Genomic DNA, 25,017 nt, shown 5'->3' on the forward strand with positions numbered 1-25,017 from the left:
CCCCTCACCAGCAGGAGATCGATGAGCGACGACAGCGCGAGGCCGCGCAAGTACCGAGGCGCGGGCAAGCGCCGCGCCGGTGGCCTCCCCTTCCACAAGCGGCACCGCAAGCTGCTCGTCGGCGTCCTCTCGGTCGTGATGCTGGCCGGCGTCGCCATCGGTGGCTACGCCTACAACCTGAACCGCCAGTTCAACAACATCGGTCGCGTCGGCACCGAGACCCTCAAGGAGGAGGAGCGTCCGGACCCCGACAAGGGCAACGCGCTCAACATCCTGCTGCTCGGCTCGGACCGCGGCGAGACGCAGCTCAAGGACTACAAGGACACCACGTTGTCCGAGGACGCCGCCAACCCCGAGTGGCCGGTCGGCAAGTACCGCTCGGACACGATCATGGTGCTGCACATCTCGGCGGACCGGAAGAACGTCCACCTCGTCTCGATCCCGCGCGACACGCTGACGATGATCTACGACGAGAACGGCGATGAGGCCGGCATGGCCAAGATCAACTCCGCGTTCTCCAACCACGGCCCGGCCGGCGCGATCTCCACCGTCGAGCACCTCACGAACCTGCGCATGAAGCACCTGGCGATCATCGACTGGGACGGGTTCAAGGCCCTGTCCGAGGCGGTCGACGGCGTCCGGGTGTACATCCCCTACACGTCCTACGACAGCAACCAGGACATCACCTGGGAGAAGGGCTGGAAGAAGCTCCAGGGCAAGCGCGCACTCCAGTACGTCCGCACGCGCCACGGCCTGGTGCGCGGCGACTTCGAGCGCATCGAGCGTCAGCAGAACTTCATCCGCGCGCTCATGAAGAAGATGCTCTCGTCGGGCACGCTGACCAACCCGGTCAAGCTCACCAACACGCTCGGCGCCGTCACGTCCAACCTGACCGTCGACCAGCAGTGGGAGTCCGGCGACATCCGCGGGCTGGCCCTGTCGCTGCGCGGCATCTCCGCCGACGACGTGCAGTTCATGACCGTGCCGATCGCCACCACCGAGACGGTCGACCCCTACGGCAGCGTCGTCCGGCTCAAGGAGGACCAGGCCGAGGAGCTGTACCAGGCGCTCCGCTCGGACCGCGTCGCCCGCTACGTGCGCAAGTACCCCGACGCCACGAACAAGGCGCCCGAGGACGACGAGGCCCAGGCCTCCGACGCCGGCTGACCGGCTCGCGCCCGACGCACGACGAAGGCCCCCTCCCGCGTGGGAGGGGGCCTTCGTCGTGCGTCGGGTCGGTCAGACCGTCACGAGCACCTCGGCGACCGAGCCCTTCTGGGCCACGACCTCGCGGTCGACGGCCTCCGAGCGGGGCGCCAGGGTGCGCAGCGTCCAGGCGCCGTCGGCGGCGAAGAACCGGAACTGGCCGGTCACCGACGTCGGCACCTCGGCGGTGAACTCGCCGTGGCGGTCGAGCAGGCGGACGTACGCGTTGCCGACGGGCTCGCCGTCACGCGTGACGATGCCCTGGATGACCGCCTGGTTGGCGACGTCGACCCCCTCGAGCGAGGGTCCGCCGGCCGTGGCGCCGCACATCAGCGGGCTCCGGGCTCGTCGCCGAGCGCGACCGGGACGCCGCGCAGCGAGCCGTACTCGCTCCAGGAGCCGTCGTAGTTCTTGACGTTCTGGTAGCCCAGGATCTCCGACAGCACGAACCAGGTGTGGCTCGAGCGCTCGCCGATGCGGCAGTAGGCGATGGTGTCCTTGCTGTCGTCCAGGCCGGCGTCGGAGTACAGCGCCTTGAGCTCGTCGTCGGACTTGAACGTGCCGTCGTCGTTCGCGGCCTTGCTCCACGGGACGTTGCCGGCGGTCGGGATGTGACCACCGATCTGCGCGGCCTCCTGCGGCAGGTGCGCCGGGGCCAGCAGGCGTCCGGCGTACTCGTCGGGGCTGCGGACGTCGATGAGGTTCTTGGCGCCGATGGCCTCGACGACCTCGTCGCGGTACGCGCGGATGTCGTCGTTGGGGGCCTTGGCCGTGTAGGTGGTGGCCGGGCGGTCGGCGACGTCCGTCGTGAGCTCGCGGGACTCCAGCTCCCACTTCTTGCGGCCGCCGTCGAGCAGGCGCAGGTTCTCGTGGCCGTAGTAGGTCAGGTACCAGTACGCGTAGGCGGCGAACCAGTTGTTGTTGCCGCCGTAGAGCACGATCGTGTCGTCGTTGGCGATGCCCTTGGCCGACAGCAGCGCCTCGAGCGCCTCCTGGCCGACGAAGTCGTGACGGACGCCGTCCTGCAGGTCCTTCTTCCAGTCCAGCTTCACGGCACCGGGGATGTGGCCCTTGTCGTAGGCCTCGGTGTCCTCGTCGACCTCGACCAGGACGACCTTCGGGTCGTCGAGGTGCTGCTCGACCCAGTCAGCGGTGACGAGCGCGTTCTCGCGGCTCATGTTTCCTCCGTTTCGTCGTGGGCTTGCCCCACGGCAGGGTTGGTGAGAAGGGATTCAGGCCCGGGCCGGCGCCAGGCGGCGCAGGACCAGGTACGTCTCGCAGCCGAGGCAGAAGCCCACGACGGCGTTGAGCAGGGCGGCGACCAGCGCGAAGCCGGTCGCGACGAGGCCGACGACGTCCAGGCCCGCGGCCAGGGCGACGACGGCGACGAGCGTGAAGGCGAGCCCGACGCCCTGGGCGAACTGCGGGGCGCGCGCGTCCTCCAGCTCGGACGGCGCGCCGAGACGGGGCCGCACCACGCGGGCGAAGACCCGGCCGTACGGCGAGAGGTCGAACCGGCCCGAGGCGCCCGTCGCGAAGACGAGGGCCTGCGCCGCGAGCAGCACCAGCGCGACGGGGCGCGGGGCCAGGAGCGCGGCGGCGAGGACGACCGAGGTGAGCGCGGCCGAGAAGCGCAGGCCGCGCGGGTCGACCTGGAGCGGTCGGGTCATGGGAGGTCTCCGGGAGGTTCGAGGGGTCGGGCGCGGATCAGCGCGCGCGACACAGCGCCGAGCGCGTGCGGCAGCAGTCCACTGCCAGGCGACGCGTCAGGAGCGTGGTCTCGAACATGGGCCCAGCCTAGGGGCCGGTCCCGGGAAGCCTCGCGGCGTCCCACATGGCGGACGGGCGTCTCAGTCCTCGGGAACGGCCTGCGCCAACGCGGCCAGCACCTGCTCGCGCCGGGGCACGCCGGACGCCCGTTGGACGACCTCGCCGTCCGGTCCGAGCACGAGCACGGTGGGCGTGCGCAGGACCCGGTGGCGACGCACGAGCTCGAGGTTCGACTCGGCGTCGACCTCCACGTGGGCGACGCCGGGGACGCTGCGCACCACGTCGGCGAGCAGCACGCGCGTGGCCCGGCACGGGTTGCAGAAGGAGCTGGAGAACTGCACGAGCGTGGCCCGCTCCCCCAGCGGCGAGTCCAGGTCGGCCGCGTCCACGCGCTCGCGGTCGTCGACGGGCGACGCCGGGGCCGCGACGCCGGTGGCCGCGAAGCGTCCGTCGCGTCGGCGCAGCAGCAGGGCGACGGCGGCGGTGGCGACGAGCGCGCCCAGCAGCACCCAGGTCCCGGTCATGCCGCCAGCCTACGAGCCTCGCTCAGAGCGACAGTCCCGCGACCTGGGCACCGACGTAGGCGACCGGCCCGAGCAGCGCGACCGACGTGGCGGCCGGCAGGCCCCAGGTGCGCTCCCGGCCGGCCACCCAGGCACTGCCGACGGCGAGCCCGAGCAGGGCGGTGACGGCGGCGAGCAGGCCCACGGCGCCGCCGGCGAGCCAGCCGAAGGCGTACGCGTCCTGCAGCTCGGCGGACAGCCCGCCCACCAGCAGCCCGACCAGTCCGGCGGCCGGCAGCACGACGAGCCGGCGCAGCGGGACGGCCCGCACCAGCACGGCCGCGGACGCCGCGAGGGCGACCACGAGCAGCACCTCGGCACCTCGGGGTCCGTGGGCGGCGGCCACCCACCCGGCGGCCAGCGCCGCCACGACGCACAGCCCGACGGCGTAGGCGACGCCCGCGACGACCTGCCGCCGCTCGTCCCGGCGCACCACCTGGGCCACGAACGTGGCGACCACGCCGAGCGCGACCGCGGGCAGGACACCGGTCAGCGTGCCCGACTCCCCCGCGGTGACGTCGACGCGCAGCCCCTCGGCACCGTCGAGCAGTCGCGGTCGCAGCACCAGGAGGGTGGCGACGAGGGCGGTGAGCAGCACCGGCACCAGGCATGGCGCCCGGACGACGCGCCCCCGGGCGTCCAGCGGCGACGGCGCGCCCGCGACGACGAGCTGGGTCAGCAGCACCGGCACGGCCACGGCGAGGGTCCCGGTCCGCGCGGCCAGGGCCGCTCCGATCGCCAGGACGACGACGAGGGCGGCGGAGCGCAGACGGGTCACGGACGCATGATCTCAGCCGGGTCCGGGGCGCCGCGGCCGAACCCGCTCATCCGCCGGCGAACGGCGGCAGCAGCTCGACGGTGGCACCGGCCTCGAGCACCACCGAGGCCGGCTCCCGGGTGTTCACCGGGGTGTCGCCGACCAGCACCGAGCACATCGCGACGACCTCGGCGAAGCGGTCGCCGTCAGCGTGCCGGCGGCGTACCTCGTCGAGCACCTCGGCCAGCGTGCCGGCCGGCACCTGCTCCTCGCTCAGGCCCGCTGCGGCGCGCGCCGCGGCCCAGTAGCGGACTGTGACGTGCTTCGCATTCTCGTAACGCTCTGGAGACGGTCGTGACACATGGTCTAGTCTGAGGCATGCAATGAGGCCGCGGTGATCGACTGATCACTGACGGCCTCAACGTGTATACGGGGTGAACCCCGTCCGGCAAGGAGGCACCGTGTCCCACCTGCTCCTGCTCACCAAGAGCACGCAGTCCTCGGCCGAGGTGCTGCCTGCCCTGGCGCTGCTCCCGCACTCGGTGCGCATCCTCCCGGCGGAGGCGAGCGCCCTGCTGGACGCGCCCCCGTGCGACGCGGTGCTCGTCGACGGTCGCAACGACCTCGCCCAGGTGCGCAGTCTCACCCGGGTCATCCGCACCACCGGCATCGAGTGCCCGCTCGTGCTCATCCTCACCGAGGGCGGGCTCGCGGTCGTGGCCGCCGACTGGGGCATGGACGACGTCATCCTCACCACCGCCGGCCCGGCCGAGCTCGAGGCCCGGCTGCGGCTGAGCCAGGGCCGCCTCGCCGAGGCCCGCGACGGCCACGAGGACTCCCACCTGATCTCCACCAGCGGCCTGGTCGTCGACGAGGCGACCTACACGGCCAAGCTCGAGGGCCGCACGCTCGACCTCACGTTCAAGGAGTTCGAGCTGCTGAAGTTCCTGGCCCAGCACCCGGGCCGCGTGTTCACGCGCCAGCAGCTGCTCCAGGAGGTGTGGGGCTACGACTACTTCGGCGGCACCCGCACCGTGGACGTCCACGTCCGCCGCCTGCGCGCCAAGCTCGGCGCCGACAACGAGACGCTCATCGGCACGGTGCGCAACGTCGGCTACCGCTTCGTCGCCACCAAGGCCGACGCGCGGGACACGGCCGACGCGAAGGCGTGAGCGTGGCCCAGCGCGTCCACGCCCGTGACCTGCTCGACCTCGTCCTCGACCCCGGCTCCTGGGCGTCCTGGGACGCACCGGTCACGATCGACCACCACCCCGAGGCCTACCAGCGCGAGCTGCGCGCCGCCGCCGAGCGGGCGGGCACCGACGAGTCCGTCCTGACCGGACGCGGCACGGTCCGCGGACGTCCGGTGGCCGTGGTCGTCAACGAGTTCTCGTTCCTGGCCGGGTCGATCGGGCAGGCGTCGGCCGAGCGCATCGTCGCGGCCGTGCGCCGGGCCACGGCCGAGGGGCTGCCGATCCTGGCCTCCACGGCGTCCGGTGGCACCCGCATGCAGGAGGGCACGCCCGCGTTCGTGCGGATGGTCGACATCTCCCGCGCGATCATGGACCACCGCGCGGCGGGCCTGGCCTACCTCGTCCACCTGCGCCACCCGACGACCGGAGGCGTCTTCGCCTCGTGGGGCTCGCTCGGCCACGTCACGGTCGCCGAGCCCGGCGCCCTGGTCGGCTTCCTCGGCCCCAAGGTCTACGAGAAGCTCCACGGACGCCCGTTCCCGCAGGGCGTGCAGGTCTCGGAGAACCTCTCGCGCCGGGGCATCATCGACTCGGTCGTGCTGACCGACGAGCTGCCCGAGGTCGTCGACCGGGCGCTGAGCATCCTGCTCGACCCGGCCGAGCCCGCCTCGCTCCCCCGCCGCACCGACGAGCCGCGGTTCGCCAGCGGCACGTGGGAGTCGATCGAGCGCACCCGTGGGGACGCCCGCGCCGGCGTCCGCGAGGTGCTGCGCCACGCCAGCTCGGCCACCGTCCGCCTGCAGGGCACCGGGGAGGGCAAGCGCGACAGCGCCATGCTCGTCGCCCTGGCCCGGCTCGACGGCGTCCCGTGCGTCGTCGTCGGCCAGGACCGCAAGACCCAGACCCCGGCCACGCCGATGGGCCCGGCCGCCCTGCGCGAGGCCCGCCGCGGCATGCGCCTGGCCGACGAGCTCGGGCTGCCGCTCGTCTCGTTCATCGACACCCCCGGCGCCGAGCTGTCCCCGGCCGCCGAGGAGGGTGCGGTGGCCGGCGAGATCGCCCGCTGCATCGCGCACATGTCGACGCTGCGCGTGCCCTCGGTCTCGGTGCTGCTCGGCCAGGGCTGCGGCGGCGGGGCACTGGCCCTGCTGCCCGCGGACCGGACGATCGCCACCGAGCACGCCTGGCTCTCGCCGCTGCCGCCCGAGGGCGCGAGCGCCATCGTCCACGGCGACGTCGACCACGCGGCCGAGATGGCCGAGGCGCAGCGCGTCGGTGCGCGCGAGCTGCACCGCGCCGGCACCGTCCAGGTCGTCGTGCCCGAGCGCGACGACGACACCGCCGAGTCCCTCGCGTCGGCCGTGGCCGCCGAGGTCGGCGCCCAGCTGAGGGAGCTCGCCCGATGACCACGCCCGACCTGACCCGCCTGGCCGACGCGGCCGCCGCGCACGACAGGGTGGCCCCGTTCAACGAGGCGTCACGCCTGGCCCTCGCCGAGCAGCGCGAGCCGCGGGTGCTGGCCACCCGCACCGACGGCGACGCGGTGGTGGCGGCCGGCTACGCCGTCGACGACGCCCCGGTCGAGCTGGTCGTGCACCCCGACCACCGCCGCCAGGGCCACGGCCGCGCGCTGGTCGACGGGCTCCTGGCCGACGGCGAGACGCGCTTCTGGGCCCACGGCGACCTGGCGCCCGCCCAGGCCTTCGCCGCCGCGACCGGGCTGCGCGCCGAGCGGACGCTGCTCGTCCTGCGGCTCGAGCTCGACGAGGCGCCCGCACCCGAGCGCGTCCCCGAGGGCGTCACCCTGCGCACGTTCACGCCCGACGACGTCGACGCGGTCGTCGCGGTGAACGCACGCGCGTTCGCCGCCCACCCCGAGCAGGGCGCGATGGACCGGGCCGACTTCGAGCGCCGCGCCGCCAGCGACTGGTTCGACCCGGCCGGCCTGTTCGTGGCCGAGGCCGACGGCCGGGTGATCGGCTTCCACTGGACGAAGGTGGAGGACGGCGTCGGCGAGGTCTACGTCGTCGGCGTCGACCCCGACCGGCACGGCGGCGGCCTCGGCACCGCGCTCACCGCTCACGGCCTGCGCCACCTGTGGGAGGCGGGCCTGCGGGTCGTCGACCTCTACGTCGAGGGCGACAACGCGCCCGCCCTGGCCGTCTACCACCGGCTCGGCTTCGTCACCCACGCCAAGGACGTCCTCTACACCCGCTGACCCCGCGGGGCCGACTCCCCGGCGTCGGGCCGGGTTCACGTCGCGTTCATGTTGCTGGGGCACGGTGGGGGCGTGGAGACTGCCGACATGTCCGCGGCCATGGAGGAGGCGGCGTCGCCGGACGAGTTCGACGTCGACCCTCCCTTCGACCCGGCCGCGAGCGACCTGCCCCGCGACCGGTTCCTCGACCGCGAGCTCTCGTGGCTCGCGTTCAACGCCCGCGTGCTGGAGCTCGCCGAGGACGAGGAGCTGCCGCTGCTGGAGCGGGTCCGCTTCCTGTCGATCTTCGCCAGCAACCTCGACGAGTTCTTCATGGTCCGCGTGGCCGGCCTCAAGCGCCGCATCGCCGCCGGCGTCGCCGTGCCGAACGCCGCCGGTGCCCCGCCGTCGCAGATCCTGGACGACCTGCTGCGCGCCGCCCAGGTGCTCATGCGCCGCCACGCCGAGGTCGCGTCCGCGATCGTCCCGCTGCTGGCCGCCCAGGACATCCACCTGCTCCGCTGGGACGAGCTGACCGGCGCCGAGCGCAGCCGCGCCGGCGAGGCCTACCGCGAGCGCGTCTTCCCGGTGCTGACCCCGCTGGCCGTCGACCCCTCGCACCCGTTCCCGTACATCTCGGGCCTGTCGCTCAACCTGGCCCTGCTGACGCGCAACCCGGAGACGGGCAAGGAGCACTTCGCCCGGGTCAAGGTGCCGCCGATCCTCGACCGCTGGTTCCACCTCGGCGAGGGCCGCTACCTGCCGCTCGAGGAGATGATCGCGGCCCACCTCGACCTGCTGTTCCCGGGCATGGAGATCCTCGCGCGGCACCTGTTCCGGGTGACCCGCAACGAGGACCTCGAGGTCGAGGAGGACGACGCGGAGAACCTGCTCAAGGCGCTCGAGCAGGAGCTGCTGCGCCGCCGCTTCGGCCCGCCGGTCCGCCTGGAGGTCGAGGACGACGTCTCTGACGACGTGCTCGAGCTGCTCGTCTCCGAGCTCGGCATCCGGGCCGAGGAGGTCTTCCGGCTCCCCGGGCCGCTCGACCTGCGCGGACTGGCCCAGGTCGCCGACCTCGACCGGCCGGCCCTGCACTACGAGCCCTACGTGCCGCGCACCCACCGCCACCTGGCCGAGGTCGAGACGTCCAGCCCGGCCGACCTGTTCGGCGCGCTGCGCAAGCGCGACGTGCTGGTGCACCACCCGTACGACTCGTTCGCCACCAGCGTCCAGCGGTTCATCGAGCAGGCGGCCGCCGACCCCAAGGTGCTGGCGATCAAGCAGACGCTCTACCGGACGTCCGGCGACTCGCCGATCATCGACGCCCTGGTCGACGCCGCGCGCGCCGGCAAGCAGGTGCTCGTGCTGGTCGAGATCAAGGCCCGCTTCGACGAGCAGGCCAACATCCGCTGGGCCCGCAAGCTCGAGCGCGCCGGCTGCCACGTCGTCTACGGCGTCGTCGGGCTCAAGACCCACTGCAAGCTGGCCCTCGTGCTGCGCGACGAGCCAGACGGGCTGCGCCGCTACGCGCACGTCGGCACCGGCAACTACAACCCCAAGACCGCACGCGCCTACGAGGACCTCGGCCTGCTGACCGCCGACCGCGACATCACCGCCGACCTCACCGACCTGTTCAACAACCTGTCCGGCTTCGCCCGCCGCCAGTCCTACCGCCGGCTGCTCGTCGCGCCGACGGGCGTCCGTGACGGGCTGCTGGAGCGCATCGCCGCCGAGGTCGAGCACCACCGGGCCGGACGTCCGGCGCGCATCGTCATCAAGGTGAACTCACTGGTCGACGAGGAGACGATCGACGCGCTGTACGAGGCGTCCCGCGCCGGCGTGCCGGTCGACCTGGTCGTGCGCGGCATCTGCGCCCTGCGGCCCGGCGTGCCCGGGCTGTCGGAGAACATCCGCGTGTTCAGCGTGCTCGGCCGCTACCTCGAGCACAGCCGCGTCTTCTGGTTCGCCAGCGGCGGCGAGCCGCAGGCCTGGCTCGGCTCGGCCGACCTCATGCACCGCAACCTCGACCGTCGCGTCGAGGTGCTCGTGCGCGTGCCCACCGCCGAGCACGTCGCCGAGCTCGGCGAGCTGCTCGACCTGCTCACCGCCGACGACACCACGAGCTGGCGGCTCGGACCCGACGGCGCCTGGACGCGTCACGTCGGCGCCCACGACGCCCACCACGTGCTCATCGCCCGCGCCCGGGCCGCCCGCCGGCCCCGCGGCTGACCCCACCCGGAGAGGTGCCCATGAACAGCTCCCAAGACACCGTCGTGCTCGCCGCCGGCGCCGTGGTCTGGCGTCGCCGCACCGGCGGCACCAAGGGCGCCCTGGAGGTGCTGCTCGTGCACCGCCCGCGCTACGACGACTGGTCGTTCCCCAAGGGCAAGGCGGACGTCGGCGAGCGCGTCGCCGAGACCGCCGTCCGCGAGCTCGAGGAGGAGACCGGGCAGCGCGTCCGGCTCGGCGTGCCGCTGGACGTCGTCGGCTACGTCGTCAACGGCGGCCACAAGCGGGTCTCGTACTGGTCGGCGAAGGTCGTCGGCCGCGAGCAGCCGTTCGTGCCCAACGACGAGGTCGACGAGATCGCCTGGGTCTCCCCCAAGGCCGCGCAGGCGATGCTGAGCCACGAGACCGACCGGCGCGTGCTCGACCGCTTCGTCGACGCCGCGATCGACCGGTCGCACAAGACCCGCACCCTCGTCGTCGTCCGCCACGGCAAGGCGGTGCAGCGCGACGACTTCGTCGGCGACGACCTGGACCGCCCGCTCACCGACGTCGGGCGCGAGCAGGCGCTCGGGCTGCGCGGCGCCCTGGCCGCGTACGGCGTCCGCCACGTCGTCTCCAGCCCCGCGCTGCGCTGCACCCAGACCGTGGAGCCGTACGCCGACACGCTCGGCACCTTCCTGGAGGTCGATGAGCGGCTCGGCGAGGAGACGACCTCGGGCCAGGTCGGACGTTCCGTGGACGCCCTGCTCGAGCGCCGCAAGCCGACCGTCGTCTGCACCCATCGGCCGACGCTGCCGCTGCTGTGGGCGGCGCTCGGCGTCGACGGACCCCGGATGTCGCCCGGCGCGGCCCTCGTCGTCCACCACCGCAAGGGCCGCGTCGTCGCCGTGGAGGAGCTGGCCTGAGCGTTCCGACGGTGAACACCCAGCGAACGAGCCCGCCGAGACCCGATCTCGGCGGGCTCTCGCGTTCTCGCCACGTGGCGGGCGCCACACCCCGGGGCGCCGGGGCGGAAGCCGGTCGCCCCCGCCCGTCGCGAGGGCGCGCCACTCGTCGGTCAGGGTTCACCGTCCGTTCACCTACGACGGGGCATCGATACACCTGGCGTCCCTAGCGTCCTGGATGTCAGACCCCCAGACATCGAAAGAGGAACCAGGACGTGAACCGCACCCTGCGCCGCGCCACCCTCCCCGCTGCCGCCATCGCGCTGGCGCTCGGCCTGAGCGCCTGCAGCGCCGGCAACGAGGCCTCCGGCGACACCGACTCCGAGTCGACGCTCTCCGGCACCCTGAACGGCGCCGGCGCCAGCTCCCAGGAGGCCGCTGTCGGCGCCTGGAAGCAGGGCTTCCAGACCGCCAACCCCGACGTGACCGTCAACTACGACCCGGTCGGCTCGGGCGGCGGCCGTGAGCAGTTCATCGCCGGTGGCGTCGCGTTCGCCGGCACCGACTCGGCCTTCGACGAGGAGGAGACCACGGCGGCCGCCGAGAAGTGCGGCAGCGACCTGGTCGAGGTCCCCTCGTACGTCTCGCCCATCGCCGTCATCTACAACCTCGACGGCGTCGAGGACCTGAAGCTGTCGGCCAAGACCATCGGCGCGATCTTCCAGGGCACCATCAAGACCTGGGACGACGCGGCGATCAAGGCCGACAACCCGGACGCGACCCTGCCGTCCACCAAGATCACGCCGGTCCACCGCTCGGACGACTCGGGCACGACCAAGAACTTCACCGACTACCTCGACCAGGCGTCCGAGGGCGGCTGGAAGGGCGGCGTCGTCGAGACCTGGCCGGTCAAGGGCGGCGAGGCGGCCGAGGGCACCTCGGGCGTCGTGCAGGCGGTCGGCAACGGCAGCGGCACCATCGGCTACGCCGACGCCAGCCAGGCCGGCGAGCTCGGCACCGTCCAGGTCAAGGTCGGCGAGGACTACGTCGGCCCGACGGCCGAGGCCGCCGCGGCGATCCTCGACGCGAGCGAGGAGGCCGAGACCGGCTCCGAGACCCAGCTCGTCTTCGAGCTGAACCGCACCACGACCGAGGCCGGCACCTACCCGATCGTCCTCGTGTCCTACCTGGCGACGTGCGCCAAGCACACCGACGAGGCGCAGGGCGAGCTCGCCAAGGGCTGGTTCGAGTACGTCACCGGCACCGACGGCCAGCAGGCCGCCGCCGAGTCGGCCGGCTCCGCGCCGCTCTCGGAGTCGGTGTCCCAGAAGGTCGCCGACATCGTCGCGAAGATCTCCTGACCCACCTGGCCGTCCGGCCGCGCTCCCCTCGGGGACCGGCCGGGCGGCCGCCGCAGTCCCGCTCGAAAGGCACCACGTGACCACCACCCCCACCCCACGCCGACCGCGTGGGGTCCGTCGCGCCGGCGACCAGGTCTTCCGCGGCCTGTCCACCGGAGCCAGCCTGCTCATCCTGCTGGTCCTGGCCGGCGTGGCCGTCTTCCTGACCGTCGAGGGCATCCCCGGGATCACGGCCGACCCGCAGGACGTCAAGAGCGGCGAGTCGTTCCTGCCGTTCGTCGCCCCGCTGGTGTTCGGCACGCTGCTGTCGGCGCTGCTCGCGCTGATCATCTCGCTGCCGCTGTCGGTCGGCGTCGCCCTGTTCATCTCGCACTACGCGCCGCGCCGGCTCGGCGCGGCGCTCGGCTACGTCATCGACCTGCTCGCCGCCGTCCCCAGCGTCGTCTACGGCGCCTGGGGCATCGCGGTGCTCGCCGGATGGCTGGCCCCCGCCTACGCCTGGCTCGAGACCCACCTGGGCTTCATCCCGCTGTTCGCCGGCCCCGCGTCCGCGACCGGACGCACGATCATGACCGTCGGCGTCGTCCTGGCCCTCATGATCCTGCCGATCATGACCGCGATCTGCCGCGAGATCTTCCTGCAGACGCCGCGCCTGCACCAGGAGGCCGCGCTCGCGCTGGGCGCCACCCGCTGGGAGGTCGCCCGGATGGCGATCTTCCCCTACGCCCGCTCCGGCATCGTGTCGGCGGCGATGCTCGGCCTGGGCCGTGCCCTCGGCGAGACCATGGCCGTCGCGATGGTGCTGTCGGCCAGCGGCGTCGTGACCTTCAACCTGATCAGCTCCACCAACCCGAGCACGATCGCGGCGAACATCGCGCTGAGCTTCGGCGAGGCGAGCGGCCTGACGGTCAACGCCCTCATCGCCTCCGGCCTGGTGCTGTTCGTCATCACCTTCGTCGTCAACTTCACCGCGCGCGCGATCGTCGACCGCCGCAAGGACTTCTCCGGAGCCAACTGATGAGCACTGTCGTCACCCCCGAGCCGGGCACCCGTCCCGAGACGTCGCTCGCCGACCAGCTGCGCGGACGCTCGCTGCCCGCCGGCGCCGCCCGCGTCGTCGTGGGCGTCGCCCTGGCCACCGCCGTCCTGGCGTACGTCGTGGGCGCCTCGCCCGTGCAGGCCGTGCTGCTGGCCTGGGTCGTCACCCTGGCACTGCCGGTCTGGTCGTACGCGGTCGAGGGACGCCGCAAGGCCGTGGACCGCCTGGTCACCGTGCTGGTCTCGTCGGCGTTCGTGCTGGCGCTGTTCCCGCTGGCGAGCATCCTGTGGACCGTCATCTCCAAGGGCGCGCCGGTCCTGTCGGCGGAGTTCTTCACCTACTCGATGCGCAACGTCGTCGGCGAGGGCGGCGGCATCTACCACGCGCTCATCGGCACGCTGCTCATCACCGGCGCCGCCACCGTCATCAGCGTCCCGATCGGCCTGCTCACCGCGATCTACCTGGTCGAGTACGGTGCCGGCGGCCGCATGGCCCGCTGGATCCGCTTCCTGGTCGACGTCATGACCGGCATCCCCTCCATCGTCGCCGGCCTGTTCGCGTACGCCCTGTTCGTGCTGTTCTTCGGCGAGGGCGTCCGCATGGGCATCGGCGGCTCGGTCGCGCTGTCGGTGCTGATGGTGCCGGTGGTCGTGCGCTCCTGCGAGGAGATGCTCAAGCTCGTCCCGAACGAGCTGCGCGAGGCGTCGTACGCGCTGGGCGTGCCGAAGTGGCGCACCATCACCAAGGTCGTGCTGCCCACCTCGTTGGCCGGCATCGTCACCGGCATCACGCTGGCCATCGCCCGCGTCATCGGCGAGACCGCGCCGCTGCTGATCATCGCCGGCATGACCGACTCGGTGAACTTCAACCTCTTCGACGGCCGCATGGCCACCCTGCCGGTCTTCGCCTACACCTCGATCCGCAACCCCGGCGTGCCGCCGGAGTTCGCGCTCGAGCGCGCGTGGGGCGCCGCGCTGGTGCTGCTCATCATCGTCATGCTGCTGAACCTCGCGGCACGACTCGTCTCCTACTTCTTCTCCCCCAAGGGCGAGCGCTGAGCTCCCCGGTCTGACAAGGAACCCATCATGGCCAAGAGCATCGACGTCTCGGACCTCAACATCTACTACGGCGACTTCCTCGCCGTGGAGGACGTCACCATCGACATCCCCGCCCGCTCGGTGACCGCGTTCATCGGCCCGTCCGGCTGCGGCAAGTCCACCTTCCTGCGGTCGCTGAACCGCATGCACGAGGTGATCCCCAACGCCCGCGTCGAGGGCAAGGTCCTCATCGACGGGCAGGACCTGTACGGCGACGAGATGGACCCGGTGAACGTCCGCCGCACCATCGGCATGGTCTTCCAGCGGCCGAACCCGTTCCCGACCATGTCGATCTACGACAACGTCATCGCCGGCCAGAAGCTCAACAGCAAGCGCATGAAGAAGGCCGACTCCGACGCGATCGTCGAGCGCTCGCTGCGCCGCGCCGGCCTGTGGGCCGAGGTCAAGGACCGGCTCAACCGTCCGGGCTCCAGCCTGTCCGGCGGTCAGCAGCAGCGTCTGTGCATCGCCCGGGCGATCTCGGTCGAGCCCGAGGTGCTGCTCATGGACGAGCCGTGCTCGGCCCTGGACCCGATCTCGACCAGCGCGATCGAGGACCTGATCCACGAGCTCAAGAGCGAGTACACGATCGTCATCGTCACCCACAACATGCAGCAGGCCGCCCGCGTCTCGGACGACACCGCGTTCTTCAACCTCTCCGGCGTCGGCAAGCCCGGCCGCCTGGTCGAGACCGGCCGCACGGAGAAGATCTTCTCCAACCCCGAGGACCCGGCCACCGAGGCCTACATCCAGGGCCGCTTCGGCTGAGCCGCACGCCACGAGCCGTACGCAGAAGGCCCCGCCCGGATCACCCGGGCGGGGCCTTCTGGCGTCCCCTCGACGAGCTCGGGGAGCGGGTACGACTACGGCAGGAAGACCCGCGCGACGTAGTACGTCGCCGCCGCGACGGCGGCCGCGGCCGGCATCGTGACGATCCAGGCCACGACGATGCCGCGGGCGACGCCCCAGCGCACGGCGCTGAAGCGCTTGGTGGCGCCGGCGCCCATGATCGCCGAGGTGATCGTGTGCGTCGTCGAGACCGGGGCGTGGAGACCGATCGCCATGCCGTACAGGACCGTGGCGGCGGTCGCCTCGGCCGCGAACCCGCGGGGCGGGTCGAGGTCGATGATGCGCCGGCCCAGCGTCCGCATGATGCGCCAGCCGCCCGAGTAGGTGCCCAGCGCGATCGCGGTGCCTGCGGCGGCGATGACCCAGAAGGGCACCGAGTCACCGTCGGCGTAGCCGCCCGCGACGAGCGCCAGGACGATGATGCCCATCGTCTTCTGCGCGTCCTGCAGGCCGTGGCCCAGCGACATGCCGGCGGCCGACAGCGTCTGCGCCAGGCGGAACCCGCGGCTCACGCGCCCTGGGTTGGCCTTGCGGAACAACCACATGATCGCGGTCATGATGGCGAACGCCCCGAGGAAGCCGAGCAAGGGCGACAGCACCATGGGGATGGCGACCTTCTCGACCAGGCTGTCCCAGTGCACCGTGGTGGCCGAGGCCACGCCCGCGCCCACGATACCGCCGATGAGGGCGTGCGACGAGGACGAGGGGATGCCGAAGTACCAGGTGATGAGGTTCCAGGTGATGGCGCCGACCAGCGCCGCGAGGACGATGGTCAGCGCATGTTGCGCGCCTTCTCGGGCGATCGTCGGCTCGATGTCGATGAGGCCCTGGATGGTCTGGGCGACGCCGACGCCGAGCAGGGCGCCCACAAAGTTGAGCACCGCGGCCATCGCCAGGGCGGCGCGCGGGGTCAGCGCCCGCGTCGACACCGAGGTCGCGATCGCGTTGGCGGCGTCGTGGAATCCGTTGGTGTAGTCGAACACCAGTGCGATGGCCACCACGACGATGACCATGATGAGGGTGGAGTCCACGCTCAGGACTCCTTGACCGCGATCTGCTCCACCGTGTTGGCGACGGACTCCAGGGCGTCGATGGCGTGCTCGAGGGAGTCGACGACGTCCTTGAGCTTCATCACCTCGAGCGTCTTGTACGAGCCGCCGAACAGGTGGGCCACGATGCGGCGGTACGCCCGGTCGCCCTGGTTCTCGAGACGGTTGATCTCGATCCAGAACTCCTCGAGGTCCTTCATCGTGCGCAGGCGCGGCATGGCCTCGGCCGTCAGCTGGGTGGCGCGCTGGAGCACCTCGACCTGCTGGGCGACCTCGGGCGGCAGCTCACCGAGCTCGTAGAGGCCGATCAGGTCGACCGTCTCCTCCATGAAGTCCATGACGTCGTCGAGCAGGCCGGCGAGGCGGTAGATGTCCTCGCGGTCGAACGGCGTCACGAACGTGCTGTTCACGCGACGGACGATCTTGTGGGTGGTCTCGTCCGCCTGGTGCTCGGCCTCGCGCATGCGCTCGGCGATCGCGGATCGATCCTTGGTGGGGTCGAGCATCTCGGCGAGGAGTCGGGACCCCTCGACGAGGTGGGACGCCGATTCCGTGAAGAGGTCGTAGAACGACGTCTCCACGGGACGCAGGCTGAAACGCACGACAAACTCCAGTCGACGGTGAGTGGGCCACGGCAATGCTAGGTCATGGCGGGCAGGGCGAAGAACGTGCAGGCGGCGCTCGGGTCAGGGGCGGGTGTCCAGGCCCAGGATGCGGTCGACCTCCGCCTGCGTCAGCGGGGTCTCACGGGTCGAGGCCGCGATCATGAGGTCGCTGGTCAGCTCGATCTCGTCCAGCGCCGCGTCGTCGCGCAGCCGCTCGTCGAGGGGCTCCGCCATGGTGCCTCCTGAGGTGCCCGTGCCAGGTCGATCCCCCAGGGCCCAGCGTAAGCCCAACCCGCCCGCGCGCGCACCCGTCCGAACGGGCCGGATCAGGCCAGGACGTCGCTCGCGTCGCGGCGCGGCAGGCGCAGGACGTAGCGCGTGGTGGGGGTGTCGTCGACGAGCAGCTGGCCGCCCATCGACTCGGCGAGCAGCGAGATCGCCGACAGGCCGCCGCCGACGCCGCGCACCTGGTGGATGACGCCGGGTGCTGCGGTGCGCTCCCCCTCGTCGTCGACCGCGATCTCGTCGTACGCCGGACGACGGGTCACCGTCACCGAGACGACGCCCTCGCCGTGGGCCAGCGCGTTGTCCATGAGCGCCTCGACGACCTGTGCGACTGGGCCGGGGACGACCGTGACCGTGGCCTCGTCGTCGCCGCCGAGCCGCACCGAGCGACCGGCCTCGCGGGCGGGCTCGCGGAAGCGGTCGATCGTGCCCGCGACCAGCCGCACGAGGTCGACCTCCACCGCCTGGCCGAGGTTCGCCCCCTTGCGGTCGACCAGCAGCTCACCGATGGCGGCGTCGAGCCGGTCGAGCTCGCCCATCGCGGCGGTGAGCTCCTGGGCGACGTCCGGCGGGGTCTGCGGCCAGTAGGACAGGTCCTCAAGCACGAGCCGCAGGGACGTGACGGGGGTACGGAGCTCGTGGGACGCGGTGACCGCGAGCTGGCGCTCGCGGGTGACCAGGTCGTCGAGCTGGCGGGCCGTGGCGCGCAGCGCGTCGCCGAGCGCCTCGGCCTCGGGGACGCGCGAGTGCGGCACCTCCACGTCGAAGCGTCCGGTGCCGAGCACGCGGGCGGAGTCGGCGAGCCGGCGGAACGGGTGGGCCAGCCGGCGGGCGAGCACGAAGCCGACGACGGCCGAGAGCACGGCCAGCAGCAGCGCGAGGAGCACGAGCGGGGTGAGGGCGTCGGAGATGCGTTCGTCGACGGCGTCACGTCCACGCTGGACGACGACCTCGCCGCCGCCGCTCAGCTCGCGCGTCGCGGTGAACGCGTCGTCGCCGACCGGGTCGCCGGTGACCGCCGTCGTCCCGTCCGGGGTCGTCACGGTGATCCGCTCGTCGTCGCCGGCCAGGCTGCGCAGGAAGCCCGAGTCGACCGGGGCGCCGCTCGCCCGCCGGGCCTCGACCGCCGTCGCCGCGAGCTGGACGGTGCGGCCGACCGCCTCGCGCTCGCGGTCGGTGATGAGGTCGGCGGTCTCGTACGCGCGCGGGACGCCGAACAGCGCGATGACCGCGAGGGTCATCCCGACGAGGGTGACGACGAGGCGCTCACGCATCGGCCGGGGCGTCCTCGAGCCGGAAGCCGACGCCGCGGACGGTGACGATGCGCGCGGGGGTGCCGCTCTCCTCGAGCTTCTGGCGCAGGCGGCCGAGCGTGGTGTCGAGCGTCTTGGTCGAGCCGAACCAGTTCTCGTCCCAGACCTCGTCCATGATCCGCTCGCGGGTCACGACAGCGCCAGGATCGGCGGCCAGCAGGGCGAGGACGTCGAACTCCTTGACCGTCAGCACCACCTCGCGGTCGCCGGCCCACACGCGGCGGGCCTGGACGTCGACCCGCAGGCCGTCGGGGCTCGCCGGCCCGGCGGCGTCGCCCGGGGTCTCCCCCGCGGACGCACGCGGGCCGCTGCGCCGCAGCAGCGCACGGGTGCGGGCGAGCAGCTCGGCCAGGGAGAACGGCTTGGGCAGGTAGTCGTCGGCGCCGACGTCCAGGCCGACGACGCGATCGAGCTCGCCGCCTCGCGCGGTCAGGATGATGATGCCGCCCTCGTAGCCGTCGGCCCGGAGCCGGCGGCAGACCTCGAGGCCGTCGACGTCGGGCAGACCCAGGTCGAGCAGCACGAGGTCGACGTCGCCGGCGGCGGCCCGGTCGACGGCGGGGAGGCCGGCGGCGAGCCGCTCGACCGTGTAGCCCTCGCGCTCCAGGGTGCGCAGCAAGGGCGGCGCGATCTGGTCGTCGTCCTCCACCACCAGCACCATGGCACTCACGTCAGGGAGCATACGGCGACACCGCCGGCCGGGAGCGGTGACGCCGCGGCACCTCGGCCGCGACCGTCACCAGGAAGACGACGGCGGCCACGCCGAGCACGACGCCGGCCGGGCTGGTCGAGGGGCTCCGGCCGGGCAGCCCGACCGTCGCCGCCGCGACCGCGCCGCCCAGTGCCGCGAGCGTCGTGAGCCAGGAGACGAGCCGCGACTCGAAGCAGTTGTCGCGCGCCATCTTGTAGGCCGCCCCGACGGTGACGACGGCGGCGGCGGTGATCGGCAGCACGAGGTAGGGCAGCGCGACGCTGGTGGCCCCGAGCTCGGCGAGCGCACCGGCGACCAGGCACAGCGCGACGACGGCCACGCGGCTGAGCGCGGTGTGCGGGACGCGCATCAGAAGTCCCGGTCGAGCGGGCCGCGCTCGGTGACCACGGCGGTGTCGAGCGGGTTGCCGGCCAGGTCGGTGACGCCGGACGCGGGCGTCCACTCCATCGCCGCCGCGCTGTCCACCGTCGTCATGCCGAACCCGCCGGAGCTCTCGATGCGGATGGTGACGACCGTGCGGGCCACGCCGTCGACGGTGACCGTCTCGGCGGACAGCGTCCCGTTGACCGTGTTGCCGAACAGGATCGTGAAGTCCTCGTTCAGCTGGACCGAGCCCAGCCGGACCGTCGCGGAGCGGCCGACGACCTGGAACGTGTTGTTGCGGAAGCCCCAGTCGTCGGTGACCCGGCCCTGCACCGAGACCGGCGATCCGTCCCAGCCGGCCAGGACGCTGCCCAGGTCGATCCGCTCGCTGAACGTGAAGGACATGGTGTCGCCGGCGTCGATGCGGCCGGGCGCGCCGCCGTTCGTGGTCTGCACGTCGTAGCCGCGGGGCGCGACGTTGTCGACGGTGCGGTCGGTCACGACGGCGGAGGTGACCGAGGCGCCCTGGGTGTCGGTGAGCACCGCGCGCAGGTCGTAGGCGCCCTCGGCCAGCGTGCGGGTGTCGAGCGCGCAGGAGTAGGGGGCGGTCGTGTCGGTGCACACGTCGGTCCAGGTGCCGGCGCCGGCCGGCGAGCGCTGGACGACGACCTTGGCGATCGTCCCGGTCGTGGTGGCGCTCGCGGTGAGCGTCACCGTGCCGCGCAGGTACGCGCCGGGGTCGGCCAGCGTGACGGTGGAGACGACGTTGCTGACGACGCGGCCGGTGACCGCGGCGGACGTCGTGGAGTTGCTGGCGACGTCGGTGGCCACGGCACGGAAGGAGTACGTGCCGTTGGGCACGGTGCGGGTGTCGGCGCTGCAGCTCCAGGGCGCGGCGGTCGCGGTGCACAGCGTCGTCCAGGTCGAGCCGCTGGAGTACTGCACGGCGACCTCGGCGACGCCGGAGTGGGCGTCCGTGGCCGTCGCGGCGAACGTGCGGGTGCCGGACAGCGGCGTGCCCGGGTTCGTCAGCGTCACCGCCGGGGCGGCGTTGTCGACCAGCACGCGCTCGGTGCCGGACGTGGCCAGCACGGTGGTGCCGCTGACCAGGACGGCGCGCAGGTCGTAGGAGCCGTTCGCGACGCCGGTCGTGGCCCAGCTGCACGAGTACGGGGAGGCGAGCGGGCCGCAGACCGTCGTCCAGGTGCCCGCGCCGGCCGGCGAGCGCTCGATGCGCACCGCGGCGTCAGTCGCCGTGGAGGTCGAGGCCGTCGCGGCGAGGGTGACGTCACCGCGCACGACGGACGCGGGACGGGCGAGGGTGACGGTGGCGCGGTTGACCACGGTGACCCGGGCGACGTCCGACGTGCCGGTGTTGCCGGCCGCGTCGGTGGCCAGGGCCCGCACCTCGTAGGTGCCGTCGGCGCCCGCGGTGGTGTCGTAGGAGCAGGTCGCGCGGCTGCCGGCCTGCGTGCACACGGTCGTCCAGTCGCCGCCGGCAGGACGCACCTGCACCTGCACCGACGCGACGCCGGACTCGGCGTCCGTCGCGGTGGCGGTGACCGACGCGGTGCCGGAGGCGGTGGCCGGGGCGCTCAGCGTGACGGTGGGGCGGGTCCAGTCCGAGGAGGCGGCGACCGTGGCGGTGCTGCCGCTCTGCGAGGTGTAGGTGGCCGAGGAGAACTGGGCCGTGCCGAGGGCGAGCACGCCGCTCAGGGCGGCGAGGGCGACCAGGACTCGGCGGCTCATCGGGGGCTCCTTCGGGGTTCTGCTGGGGACGTCGTCCACGCTACGGAGCGTCGATCCACGCGTTCTCCACACGCGCTCCCCGGCCGCTCCACAGTCGGGAGCGGAGGCGGAGCGTCAGGCCTGGACGGGCGCGGCCTCGGTGGCCGGCGGCTTCGTGCCGGGCTCGCGCAGACCGCGGACGAGCTGCACCATCGCGCCGAGCGCGATGAGGACCGCGGGGCCGCCGACGGCGAACATCCGCACCTCGCGGTCGGCCATGGCGATGAGCGCGTAGCCCACGTACGGGACGGCGTGCTCGACGACCGGCTGCGTAGAGTCGGTCAGGTTGAACTTCCAGGGGTCGGGGTCGGGGTTCGCGTCACCCTTGGTGACGAACTGCCGGACGCCGTCCTCGGTCGTGGTCACCGAGGAGATGCGGTGGGTGACGAGCGTGCTCACGCCCGTGTCCGCGGGGGGCTGGTAGGTGATGACGTCGCCGACCGCGAGCTCGTCGACGGGCACCTCCTGCTCCAGGACCAGGGACCCCTTCTCAAAGGTCCCCGACATGGACCCACCCGTGATCACGTACCGGTCGTAGCCGAGGGCCCACGGAACCACGTAGGCGACGCCGGCCAGGGTGACGACCAGGAGCACCAGGTCCACCAGCGCACGTCCGAGACGGACGGCGACGCGACGGCGGGGGACGTCGTGGGTGACGGTGCTCATGGTTGCTCCTGGGATCACGGGTGGGGGTCTGGGGTGTCGGACTACTGGTTGGTGGTCTGCGCGTCGAGCTGCGTCGAGGCCCACTGGTAGGAAGCCGAGGCCGTCTTGCCCTGCTGGGTGTTTTCGGCGTTCTGGTCGAGCTTCACGGTGAACGAGTACTGGTTCGCCGCGCCGGCCGCGACGGTGCCGAGGTCCTGCTTCTCGTTGTCGACCAGGGCGCCGAAGGTGCCGTCGAAGACGACCCGGTTGGTGGTGACGTTCTTGATGGTGAGCGTCAGGTTCGCGCCGGTGAAGCCGTTGGTGGACGCGGTCTCGGCCAGCGTGAACTTGGCCGGCAGCGAGCCCGTGTTGGTGATGGTCAGACCGCCGTTGAGCGTGTCGCCGGGCTTCATGCCGTTGAGGTTGAAGATCGCCGAGTCGGCCTTGGTGTTGGCCTGCGACAGCGTGCCGGAGGTGACGGCGCTGATCGTGTTGTTCGTCTGCGAGGTGAACGTGGCGCCCGAGCCGATGGCGACGGCGCCGGCGACGGCGACGGTGGCGAGCGGGGCGAGGAGCTTGGCGCTGAGAACCATGAGTGGGTGTCCTTCGTGGTGGTTTCCGTGGGTCGTGCTTGGTGTCTCCGACGCTATGCAGACGCGATCCACGCCTCCTCCACACGAGCTCCCCATGCGGTCCACGGTTCCGCGACGGTCGTCCGTGGACGTCTGGGAGAGTGCCGCCATGACCGTCCCGAGCCCCGCGCCCGACGCCCACGTCCTGTCCCTGCACCGCTACCCGGTGAAGTCGACGTCCGGCGAGGCGCTGGGCTCCGTCGACGTGGACGTCCGCGGCCTCGTGGGCGACCGCGCCTGGGCGGTGCGCGACGCCGACGGCAAGCTCGGCAGCGGCAAGTCGACGAAGCGGTTCCGGCGGATGCCCGGGCTGCTCGACCTCGCCGCGCGGCTGGGTGACGACGGCGTCCCGGTGCTGCACCTGCCCGACGGCACGGACCTGCGCGCCGACGACCCGGCGGTGCACGCGGCGGTGTCGGAGCACGTCGGGCGTCCGGTCACGGTGGCGCCGGAGGCGGACGTGTCGCACTTCGACGACGGACCGGTCCACCTGGTGACGACGTCCACCGTCCGCGCGGTCGAGGCGGCCCTGGGACGTCCGGCCGACCCGCGGCGCTTCCGGCCCAACCTCGTGCTCGGGACCGACGGCGACGGCTACGTGGAGGACGCGTGGATCGGCCGCGAGGTGGCGATCGGGCCGGAGCTGGTGCTGCGCGTGCTCATGGCGATGCCGCGGTGCGTGATGGTGAACATGGCCCAGCAGGACGGGGTCGCGGCCGACCCGGACGTGCTCCAGACGGTCGCGTCGGCGCACGACACGACGGTCGGCGTGCTGGCCGAGGTCCTGACCCCGGGCGCGGTCGCCGTCGGCGACGCGGTGCGGGTGCTCGGCTAGGCCGGCAGGTCGAACCAGACGGTGAGGCCGACGCCGTCGTCGGGCGTCTCCAGCCCCATCGTCCCCTGGTGGGCCTGCACGAGCCGCAACGCGGTCGTGAGCCCGATGCCGTGGCCCTCGACGTCGGTCGTGCCGCGCTCGTAGAGGCCGAACAGGGCCTCGCGCCGCTCGGGCGGCACGCCCACGCCGTTGTCGGTGACCCGGACGCGCCAGGAGCAGTCGCGCCGCTCGGCGGTGACGCGCACCCGCGGCGGGACGCCGGGGCGGGCGAACTTGAGCGCGTTCGACAGCAGGTTCAGCGCGACGACGTAGAGCATGCCCGCGTCGCCGCGGACGGTCGGCAGGCCGTCGGCCTCGATCGTCCCGCCGGTGCGCTGCAGCAGCGCCGCGACGTCGGTGCGGGCGGACCCGAAGACGTCCGTCAGGGACGCCTCGGCCAGCCGCAGGCGTCCGCCGTCGCGGGCGACGCTGAGCACCTTTCCGATCATCTGGTCCATGCGCGTGGCCGCGGCGAGAATGCCCTCGACGACGGTGCGCGCGTCGCGGTCGTCGACGACGGCCGGCTCGGTGGCCAGCAGCTCGGCGTTGGTCTGGATGGCGGTGAGCGGGTTGCGCAGGTCGTGGCTGACCTGGGCCGCGAAGAGCCCGAGGTGCTCGTTGGAGCGGCGCAGGTCGTCGCGCACCGCGGTGAGGTCGCGCAGCGACTGCTCCAGCTGGCGGGTGCGCAGCCGCAGCTCGAGCATCTCCATGACCTGCCCGGCCAGGGTGCGCAGCGCCCGCACCTGCTGCTCGTCCAGCTCGCGCGGCTCGGTGTCGAACACGCACATCCGTCCGATGGTGACGCCGTCGGGCGTGGTGATCGGCGCCGAGGCGTAGAACCGGACGGTGTCGATGCGCCCGTCGACGAACGGGTTGTCGGCGAACCGCGGGTCCTGGCTGGCGTCGCCGACCACCACGGGCCGGGCGACCTCCTGCACGGCCGCGCACATGGAGTCCTCACGGCGGCAGACGCCGCCGTCCATGCCGGACGTGACGACCTGGTGCTGCTCGGTGCTGGTGAGCATGTTGACCGCCGCGTACGGCACGCCGCACACGCGGGTGACGAGGTCGACCAGCGCCTGCAGGCCGGGGGCGTCGGCGTCGAGCGCGTCGTACCGCTCGATCTCGGCGTCGACGCGCTGGGCGGCGCTCCGGACGTCGTCCACGCTCACCCCTCGCTCGTTCGCCGCGGACGCCCCGATGCCTCCGCTCGAGACCGATCGTAGGGGTGTGCACCGCTCGGTGGGGATCGGTGCTGAGCTCGAGCGGCCGTTCGGCGTGCGGGCGCGGACGTCCGCCGCGAGGCTGGACGTCCGACCCGACGACGGAGGCACCGTGTTCCTGTTCTTCAGCAACCGCCTGGGCTGCCTGGGCTCCGTGCTGGTCTCGCTCGTGCTGACCGCGCTGCTGGTCCTCGTGCTCATGGCGCTGTAGTCCCGACCCGCTCGACTCCCCTCCACCTCTGCGACAATCGCCGGGGACGCGGAGCACGCTCCGCGCCCGGGCCTCTAGCTCAATTGGCAGAGCAGCGGACTTTTAATCCGCGGGTTGTGGGTTCGAGTCCCACGGGGCCTACCGACGGCAGGTCACGGCACACGGCCCCGGT

The 25,017-nt window shown here is 72.7% G+C and carries 28 protein-coding genes and 1 tRNA gene; 13 read left to right on the plus strand and 16 right to left on the minus strand.

Annotated features, from left to right (window positions below):
- The first annotated feature begins 21 nt into the window (after positions 1-21).
- Positions 22-1,167 (plus strand): LCP family protein, encoded by a 1,146-nt coding sequence (locus tag E0W78_RS07910; RefSeq protein ID WP_131403323.1) that lies wholly within the window; start codon positions 22-24, stop codon positions 1,165-1,167.
- Positions 1,168-1,239: 72 nt separating this feature from the next.
- On the opposite strand, the gene E0W78_RS07915 is transcribed toward E0W78_RS07910, so the two are convergent.
- From E0W78_RS07915 to E0W78_RS07940, 6 genes are all read right to left on the minus strand, one after another.
- On the minus strand, positions 1,240-1,536 hold the full coding sequence (locus E0W78_RS07915; protein WP_131403324.1) for a DUF1416 domain-containing protein: 297 nt from the start codon (positions 1,534-1,536) through the stop codon (positions 1,240-1,242).
- Complete coding sequence (locus E0W78_RS07920; protein ID WP_131403325.1) at positions 1,536-2,384, minus strand: sulfurtransferase; 849 nt, start codon at positions 2,382-2,384, stop codon at positions 1,536-1,538. Before E0W78_RS07920 ends, E0W78_RS07915 begins: the two co-directional genes overlap by 1 nt.
- A 54-nt stretch (positions 2,385-2,438) precedes the next feature.
- Complete coding sequence (locus E0W78_RS07925) at positions 2,439-2,876, minus strand: DUF4395 domain-containing protein (protein WP_131403326.1); 438 nt, start codon at positions 2,874-2,876, stop codon at positions 2,439-2,441.
- 180 nt (positions 2,877-3,056) lie between these two features.
- Positions 3,057-3,500 (minus strand): thioredoxin family protein, encoded by a 444-nt coding sequence (locus E0W78_RS07930; RefSeq protein WP_131403327.1) that lies wholly within the window; start codon positions 3,498-3,500, stop codon positions 3,057-3,059.
- Between the two features lie 22 nt (positions 3,501-3,522).
- Positions 3,523-4,317, minus strand: coding sequence for a hypothetical protein (locus E0W78_RS07935; RefSeq protein WP_131403328.1), 795 nt, complete (start codon positions 4,315-4,317; stop codon positions 3,523-3,525).
- Between the two features lie 46 nt (positions 4,318-4,363).
- A complete protein-coding gene (locus tag E0W78_RS07940) occupies positions 4,364-4,657 on the minus strand; it encodes a MoaD/ThiS family protein (RefSeq protein ID WP_131403329.1) in 294 nt (97 codons plus the stop codon).
- Between the two features lie 100 nt (positions 4,658-4,757).
- On the opposite strand from E0W78_RS07940, the gene E0W78_RS07945 reads away from it, so the two are divergent.
- The 9 genes from E0W78_RS07945 to pstB all read left to right on the plus strand — a co-directional run bounded on the left by E0W78_RS07945 (position 4,758) and on the right by pstB (position 15,064).
- Entirely contained in the window at positions 4,758-5,468 is a 711-nt protein-coding gene (locus E0W78_RS07945; RefSeq protein ID WP_019144615.1) for a response regulator transcription factor, read from the plus strand.
- Positions 5,465-6,895: an acetyl-CoA carboxylase carboxyltransferase subunit alpha/beta gene (locus E0W78_RS07950; protein ID WP_242686275.1), complete on the plus strand. Its 1,431-nt coding sequence runs from the start codon at positions 5,465-5,467 to the stop codon at positions 6,893-6,895. Before E0W78_RS07945 ends, E0W78_RS07950 begins: the two co-directional genes overlap by 4 nt.
- Complete coding sequence (gene mshD, locus E0W78_RS07955; protein WP_131403330.1) at positions 6,892-7,707, plus strand: mycothiol synthase; 816 nt, start codon at positions 6,892-6,894, stop codon at positions 7,705-7,707. The genes E0W78_RS07950 and mshD overlap by 4 nt, the downstream gene beginning before the upstream one ends.
- Positions 7,708-7,806: 99 nt before the next feature.
- The gene (locus tag E0W78_RS07960; protein ID WP_242686282.1) at positions 7,807-9,915 is read left to right on the plus strand and encodes an RNA degradosome polyphosphate kinase; all 2,109 of its coding nucleotides are present in this window, start codon (positions 7,807-7,809) and stop codon (positions 9,913-9,915) included.
- A gap of 20 nt (positions 9,916-9,935) precedes the next feature.
- Positions 9,936-10,820 carry an NUDIX hydrolase gene (locus E0W78_RS07965; RefSeq protein ID WP_131403332.1) on the plus strand — a complete coding sequence of 295 codons (885 nt, stop codon included), beginning with the start codon at positions 9,936-9,938 and terminating at the stop codon, positions 10,818-10,820.
- 254 nt (positions 10,821-11,074) lie between these two features.
- Positions 11,075-12,160, plus strand: a complete 1,086-nt coding sequence (gene pstS / locus E0W78_RS07970; protein WP_131403333.1) for a phosphate ABC transporter substrate-binding protein PstS — start codon at positions 11,075-11,077, stop codon at positions 12,158-12,160.
- A gap of 76 nt (positions 12,161-12,236) precedes the next feature.
- On the plus strand, positions 12,237-13,178 hold the full coding sequence (pstC, locus tag E0W78_RS07975; protein ID WP_131403334.1) for a phosphate ABC transporter permease subunit PstC: 942 nt from the start codon (positions 12,237-12,239) through the stop codon (positions 13,176-13,178).
- A complete protein-coding gene (gene pstA, locus E0W78_RS07980; protein WP_131403335.1) occupies positions 13,178-14,257 on the plus strand; it encodes a phosphate ABC transporter permease PstA in 1,080 nt (359 codons plus the stop codon). The genes pstC and pstA overlap by 1 nt, the downstream gene beginning before the upstream one ends.
- Before the next feature lie 27 nt (positions 14,258-14,284).
- Positions 14,285-15,064 carry a phosphate ABC transporter ATP-binding protein PstB gene (pstB, locus tag E0W78_RS07985; protein WP_131403336.1) on the plus strand — a complete coding sequence of 260 codons (780 nt, stop codon included), beginning with the start codon at positions 14,285-14,287 and terminating at the stop codon, positions 15,062-15,064.
- A gap of 95 nt (positions 15,065-15,159) precedes the next feature.
- On the opposite strand, the gene E0W78_RS07990 is transcribed toward pstB, so the two are convergent.
- From E0W78_RS07990 to E0W78_RS08025, 9 genes are all read right to left on the minus strand, one after another.
- Positions 15,160-16,176 carry an inorganic phosphate transporter gene (locus E0W78_RS07990; protein WP_278249427.1) on the minus strand — a complete coding sequence of 339 codons (1,017 nt, stop codon included), beginning with the start codon at positions 16,174-16,176 and terminating at the stop codon, positions 15,160-15,162.
- A 2-nt stretch (positions 16,177-16,178) separates the two neighbouring features.
- Complete coding sequence (locus E0W78_RS07995; protein ID WP_020693390.1) at positions 16,179-16,796, minus strand: DUF47 family protein; 618 nt, start codon at positions 16,794-16,796, stop codon at positions 16,179-16,181.
- 84 nt (positions 16,797-16,880) lie between these two features.
- Complete coding sequence (locus E0W78_RS16535; protein WP_165570443.1) at positions 16,881-17,033, minus strand: hypothetical protein; 153 nt, start codon at positions 17,031-17,033, stop codon at positions 16,881-16,883.
- A 92-nt stretch (positions 17,034-17,125) separates the two neighbouring features.
- Positions 17,126-18,358 carry a histidine kinase dimerization/phospho-acceptor domain-containing protein gene (locus E0W78_RS08000; RefSeq protein ID WP_131403337.1) on the minus strand — a complete coding sequence of 411 codons (1,233 nt, stop codon included), beginning with the start codon at positions 18,356-18,358 and terminating at the stop codon, positions 17,126-17,128.
- Positions 18,351-19,058: a response regulator transcription factor gene (locus E0W78_RS08005; RefSeq protein ID WP_242686283.1), complete on the minus strand. Its 708-nt coding sequence runs from the start codon at positions 19,056-19,058 to the stop codon at positions 18,351-18,353. Before E0W78_RS08005 ends, E0W78_RS08000 begins: the two co-directional genes overlap by 8 nt.
- A 10-nt stretch (positions 19,059-19,068) precedes the next feature.
- The gene (locus E0W78_RS08010) at positions 19,069-19,458 is read right to left on the minus strand and encodes a hypothetical protein (protein WP_131403339.1); all 390 of its coding nucleotides are present in this window, start codon (positions 19,456-19,458) and stop codon (positions 19,069-19,071) included.
- Positions 19,458-21,221, minus strand: a complete 1,764-nt coding sequence (locus E0W78_RS08015; RefSeq protein WP_131403340.1) for an Ig-like domain-containing protein — start codon at positions 21,219-21,221, stop codon at positions 19,458-19,460. Before E0W78_RS08015 ends, E0W78_RS08010 begins: the two co-directional genes overlap by 1 nt.
- A gap of 114 nt (positions 21,222-21,335) precedes the next feature.
- Positions 21,336-21,926 (minus strand): signal peptidase I, encoded by a 591-nt coding sequence (locus E0W78_RS08020; RefSeq protein ID WP_131403341.1) that lies wholly within the window; start codon positions 21,924-21,926, stop codon positions 21,336-21,338.
- A 41-nt stretch (positions 21,927-21,967) separates the two neighbouring features.
- Positions 21,968-22,498 carry a TasA family protein gene (locus E0W78_RS08025; protein ID WP_131403342.1) on the minus strand — a complete coding sequence of 177 codons (531 nt, stop codon included), beginning with the start codon at positions 22,496-22,498 and terminating at the stop codon, positions 21,968-21,970.
- Positions 22,499-22,646: 148 nt separating this feature from the next.
- Here E0W78_RS08025 and E0W78_RS08030 point away from each other — a divergent pair, with 148 nt between their 5' ends.
- Complete coding sequence (locus E0W78_RS08030) at positions 22,647-23,372, plus strand: MOSC domain-containing protein (RefSeq protein WP_131403343.1); 726 nt, start codon at positions 22,647-22,649, stop codon at positions 23,370-23,372.
- Here E0W78_RS08030 and E0W78_RS08035 read toward each other — a convergent pair.
- Positions 23,369-24,577 (minus strand): GAF domain-containing sensor histidine kinase, encoded by a 1,209-nt coding sequence (locus tag E0W78_RS08035; protein ID WP_165570444.1) that lies wholly within the window; start codon positions 24,575-24,577, stop codon positions 23,369-23,371. The genes E0W78_RS08030 and E0W78_RS08035 overlap by 4 nt on opposite strands.
- Before the next feature lie 34 nt (positions 24,578-24,611).
- Between E0W78_RS08035 and E0W78_RS16540 the strand changes: the two genes are divergently transcribed.
- On the plus strand, positions 24,612-24,845 hold the full coding sequence (locus E0W78_RS16540; RefSeq protein WP_165570438.1) for a hypothetical protein: 234 nt from the start codon (positions 24,612-24,614) through the stop codon (positions 24,843-24,845).
- Positions 24,846-24,913: 68 nt separating this feature from the next.
- A tRNA-Lys gene (locus tag E0W78_RS08040) sits at positions 24,914-24,986 on the plus strand.
- The last annotated feature ends 31 nt before the right edge of the window (positions 24,987-25,017 follow it).

It is taken from the genome of Aeromicrobium sp. IC_218 (assembly GCF_004336805.1).
In the GTDB taxonomy this organism is placed as follows: domain Bacteria; phylum Actinomycetota; class Actinomycetes; order Propionibacteriales; family Nocardioidaceae; genus Aeromicrobium.

Coding starts and splice junctions, on each gene's coding strand:
- E0W78_RS08005 (WP_242686283.1), bottom strand. CDS start 19,058: ATGGTGCTGGTGGTGGAGGACGACGACCAGATCGCGCCGCCCTTGCTG.
- E0W78_RS16535 (WP_165570443.1), bottom strand. CDS start 17,033: ATGGCGGAGCCCCTCGACGAGCGGCTGCGCGACGACGCGGCGCTGGAC.
- E0W78_RS08025 (WP_131403342.1), bottom strand. CDS start 22,498: ATGGTTCTCAGCGCCAAGCTCCTCGCCCCGCTCGCCACCGTCGCCGTC.
- E0W78_RS16540 (WP_165570438.1), top strand. CDS start 24,612: ATGCCTCCGCTCGAGACCGATCGTAGGGGTGTGCACCGCTCGGTGGGG.
- E0W78_RS07920 (WP_131403325.1), bottom strand. CDS start 2,384: ATGAGCCGCGAGAACGCGCTCGTCACCGCTGACTGGGTCGAGCAGCAC.
- pstA (WP_131403335.1), top strand. CDS start 13,178: ATGAGCACTGTCGTCACCCCCGAGCCGGGCACCCGTCCCGAGACGTCG.
- E0W78_RS08030 (WP_131403343.1), top strand. CDS start 22,647: ATGACCGTCCCGAGCCCCGCGCCCGACGCCCACGTCCTGTCCCTGCAC.
- E0W78_RS08000 (WP_131403337.1), bottom strand. CDS start 18,358: ATGCGTGAGCGCCTCGTCGTCACCCTCGTCGGGATGACCCTCGCGGTC.
- E0W78_RS07915 (WP_131403324.1), bottom strand. CDS start 1,536: ATGTGCGGCGCCACGGCCGGCGGACCCTCGCTCGAGGGGGTCGACGTC.
- E0W78_RS07960 (WP_242686282.1), top strand. CDS start 7,807: ATGGAGGAGGCGGCGTCGCCGGACGAGTTCGACGTCGACCCTCCCTTC.
- E0W78_RS07965 (WP_131403332.1), top strand. CDS start 9,936: ATGAACAGCTCCCAAGACACCGTCGTGCTCGCCGCCGGCGCCGTGGTC.
- mshD (WP_131403330.1), top strand. CDS start 6,892: ATGACCACGCCCGACCTGACCCGCCTGGCCGACGCGGCCGCCGCGCAC.
- E0W78_RS08020 (WP_131403341.1), bottom strand. CDS start 21,926: ATGAGCACCGTCACCCACGACGTCCCCCGCCGTCGCGTCGCCGTCCGT.
- E0W78_RS08010 (WP_131403339.1), bottom strand. CDS start 19,458: ATGCGCGTCCCGCACACCGCGCTCAGCCGCGTGGCCGTCGTCGCGCTG.
- E0W78_RS07930 (WP_131403327.1), bottom strand. CDS start 3,500: ATGACCGGGACCTGGGTGCTGCTGGGCGCGCTCGTCGCCACCGCCGCC.
- pstB (WP_131403336.1), top strand. CDS start 14,285: ATGGCCAAGAGCATCGACGTCTCGGACCTCAACATCTACTACGGCGAC.
- E0W78_RS08015 (WP_131403340.1), bottom strand. CDS start 21,221: ATGAGCCGCCGAGTCCTGGTCGCCCTCGCCGCCCTGAGCGGCGTGCTC.
- E0W78_RS07925 (WP_131403326.1), bottom strand. CDS start 2,876: ATGACCCGACCGCTCCAGGTCGACCCGCGCGGCCTGCGCTTCTCGGCC.
- E0W78_RS07910 (WP_131403323.1), top strand. CDS start 22: ATGAGCGACGACAGCGCGAGGCCGCGCAAGTACCGAGGCGCGGGCAAG.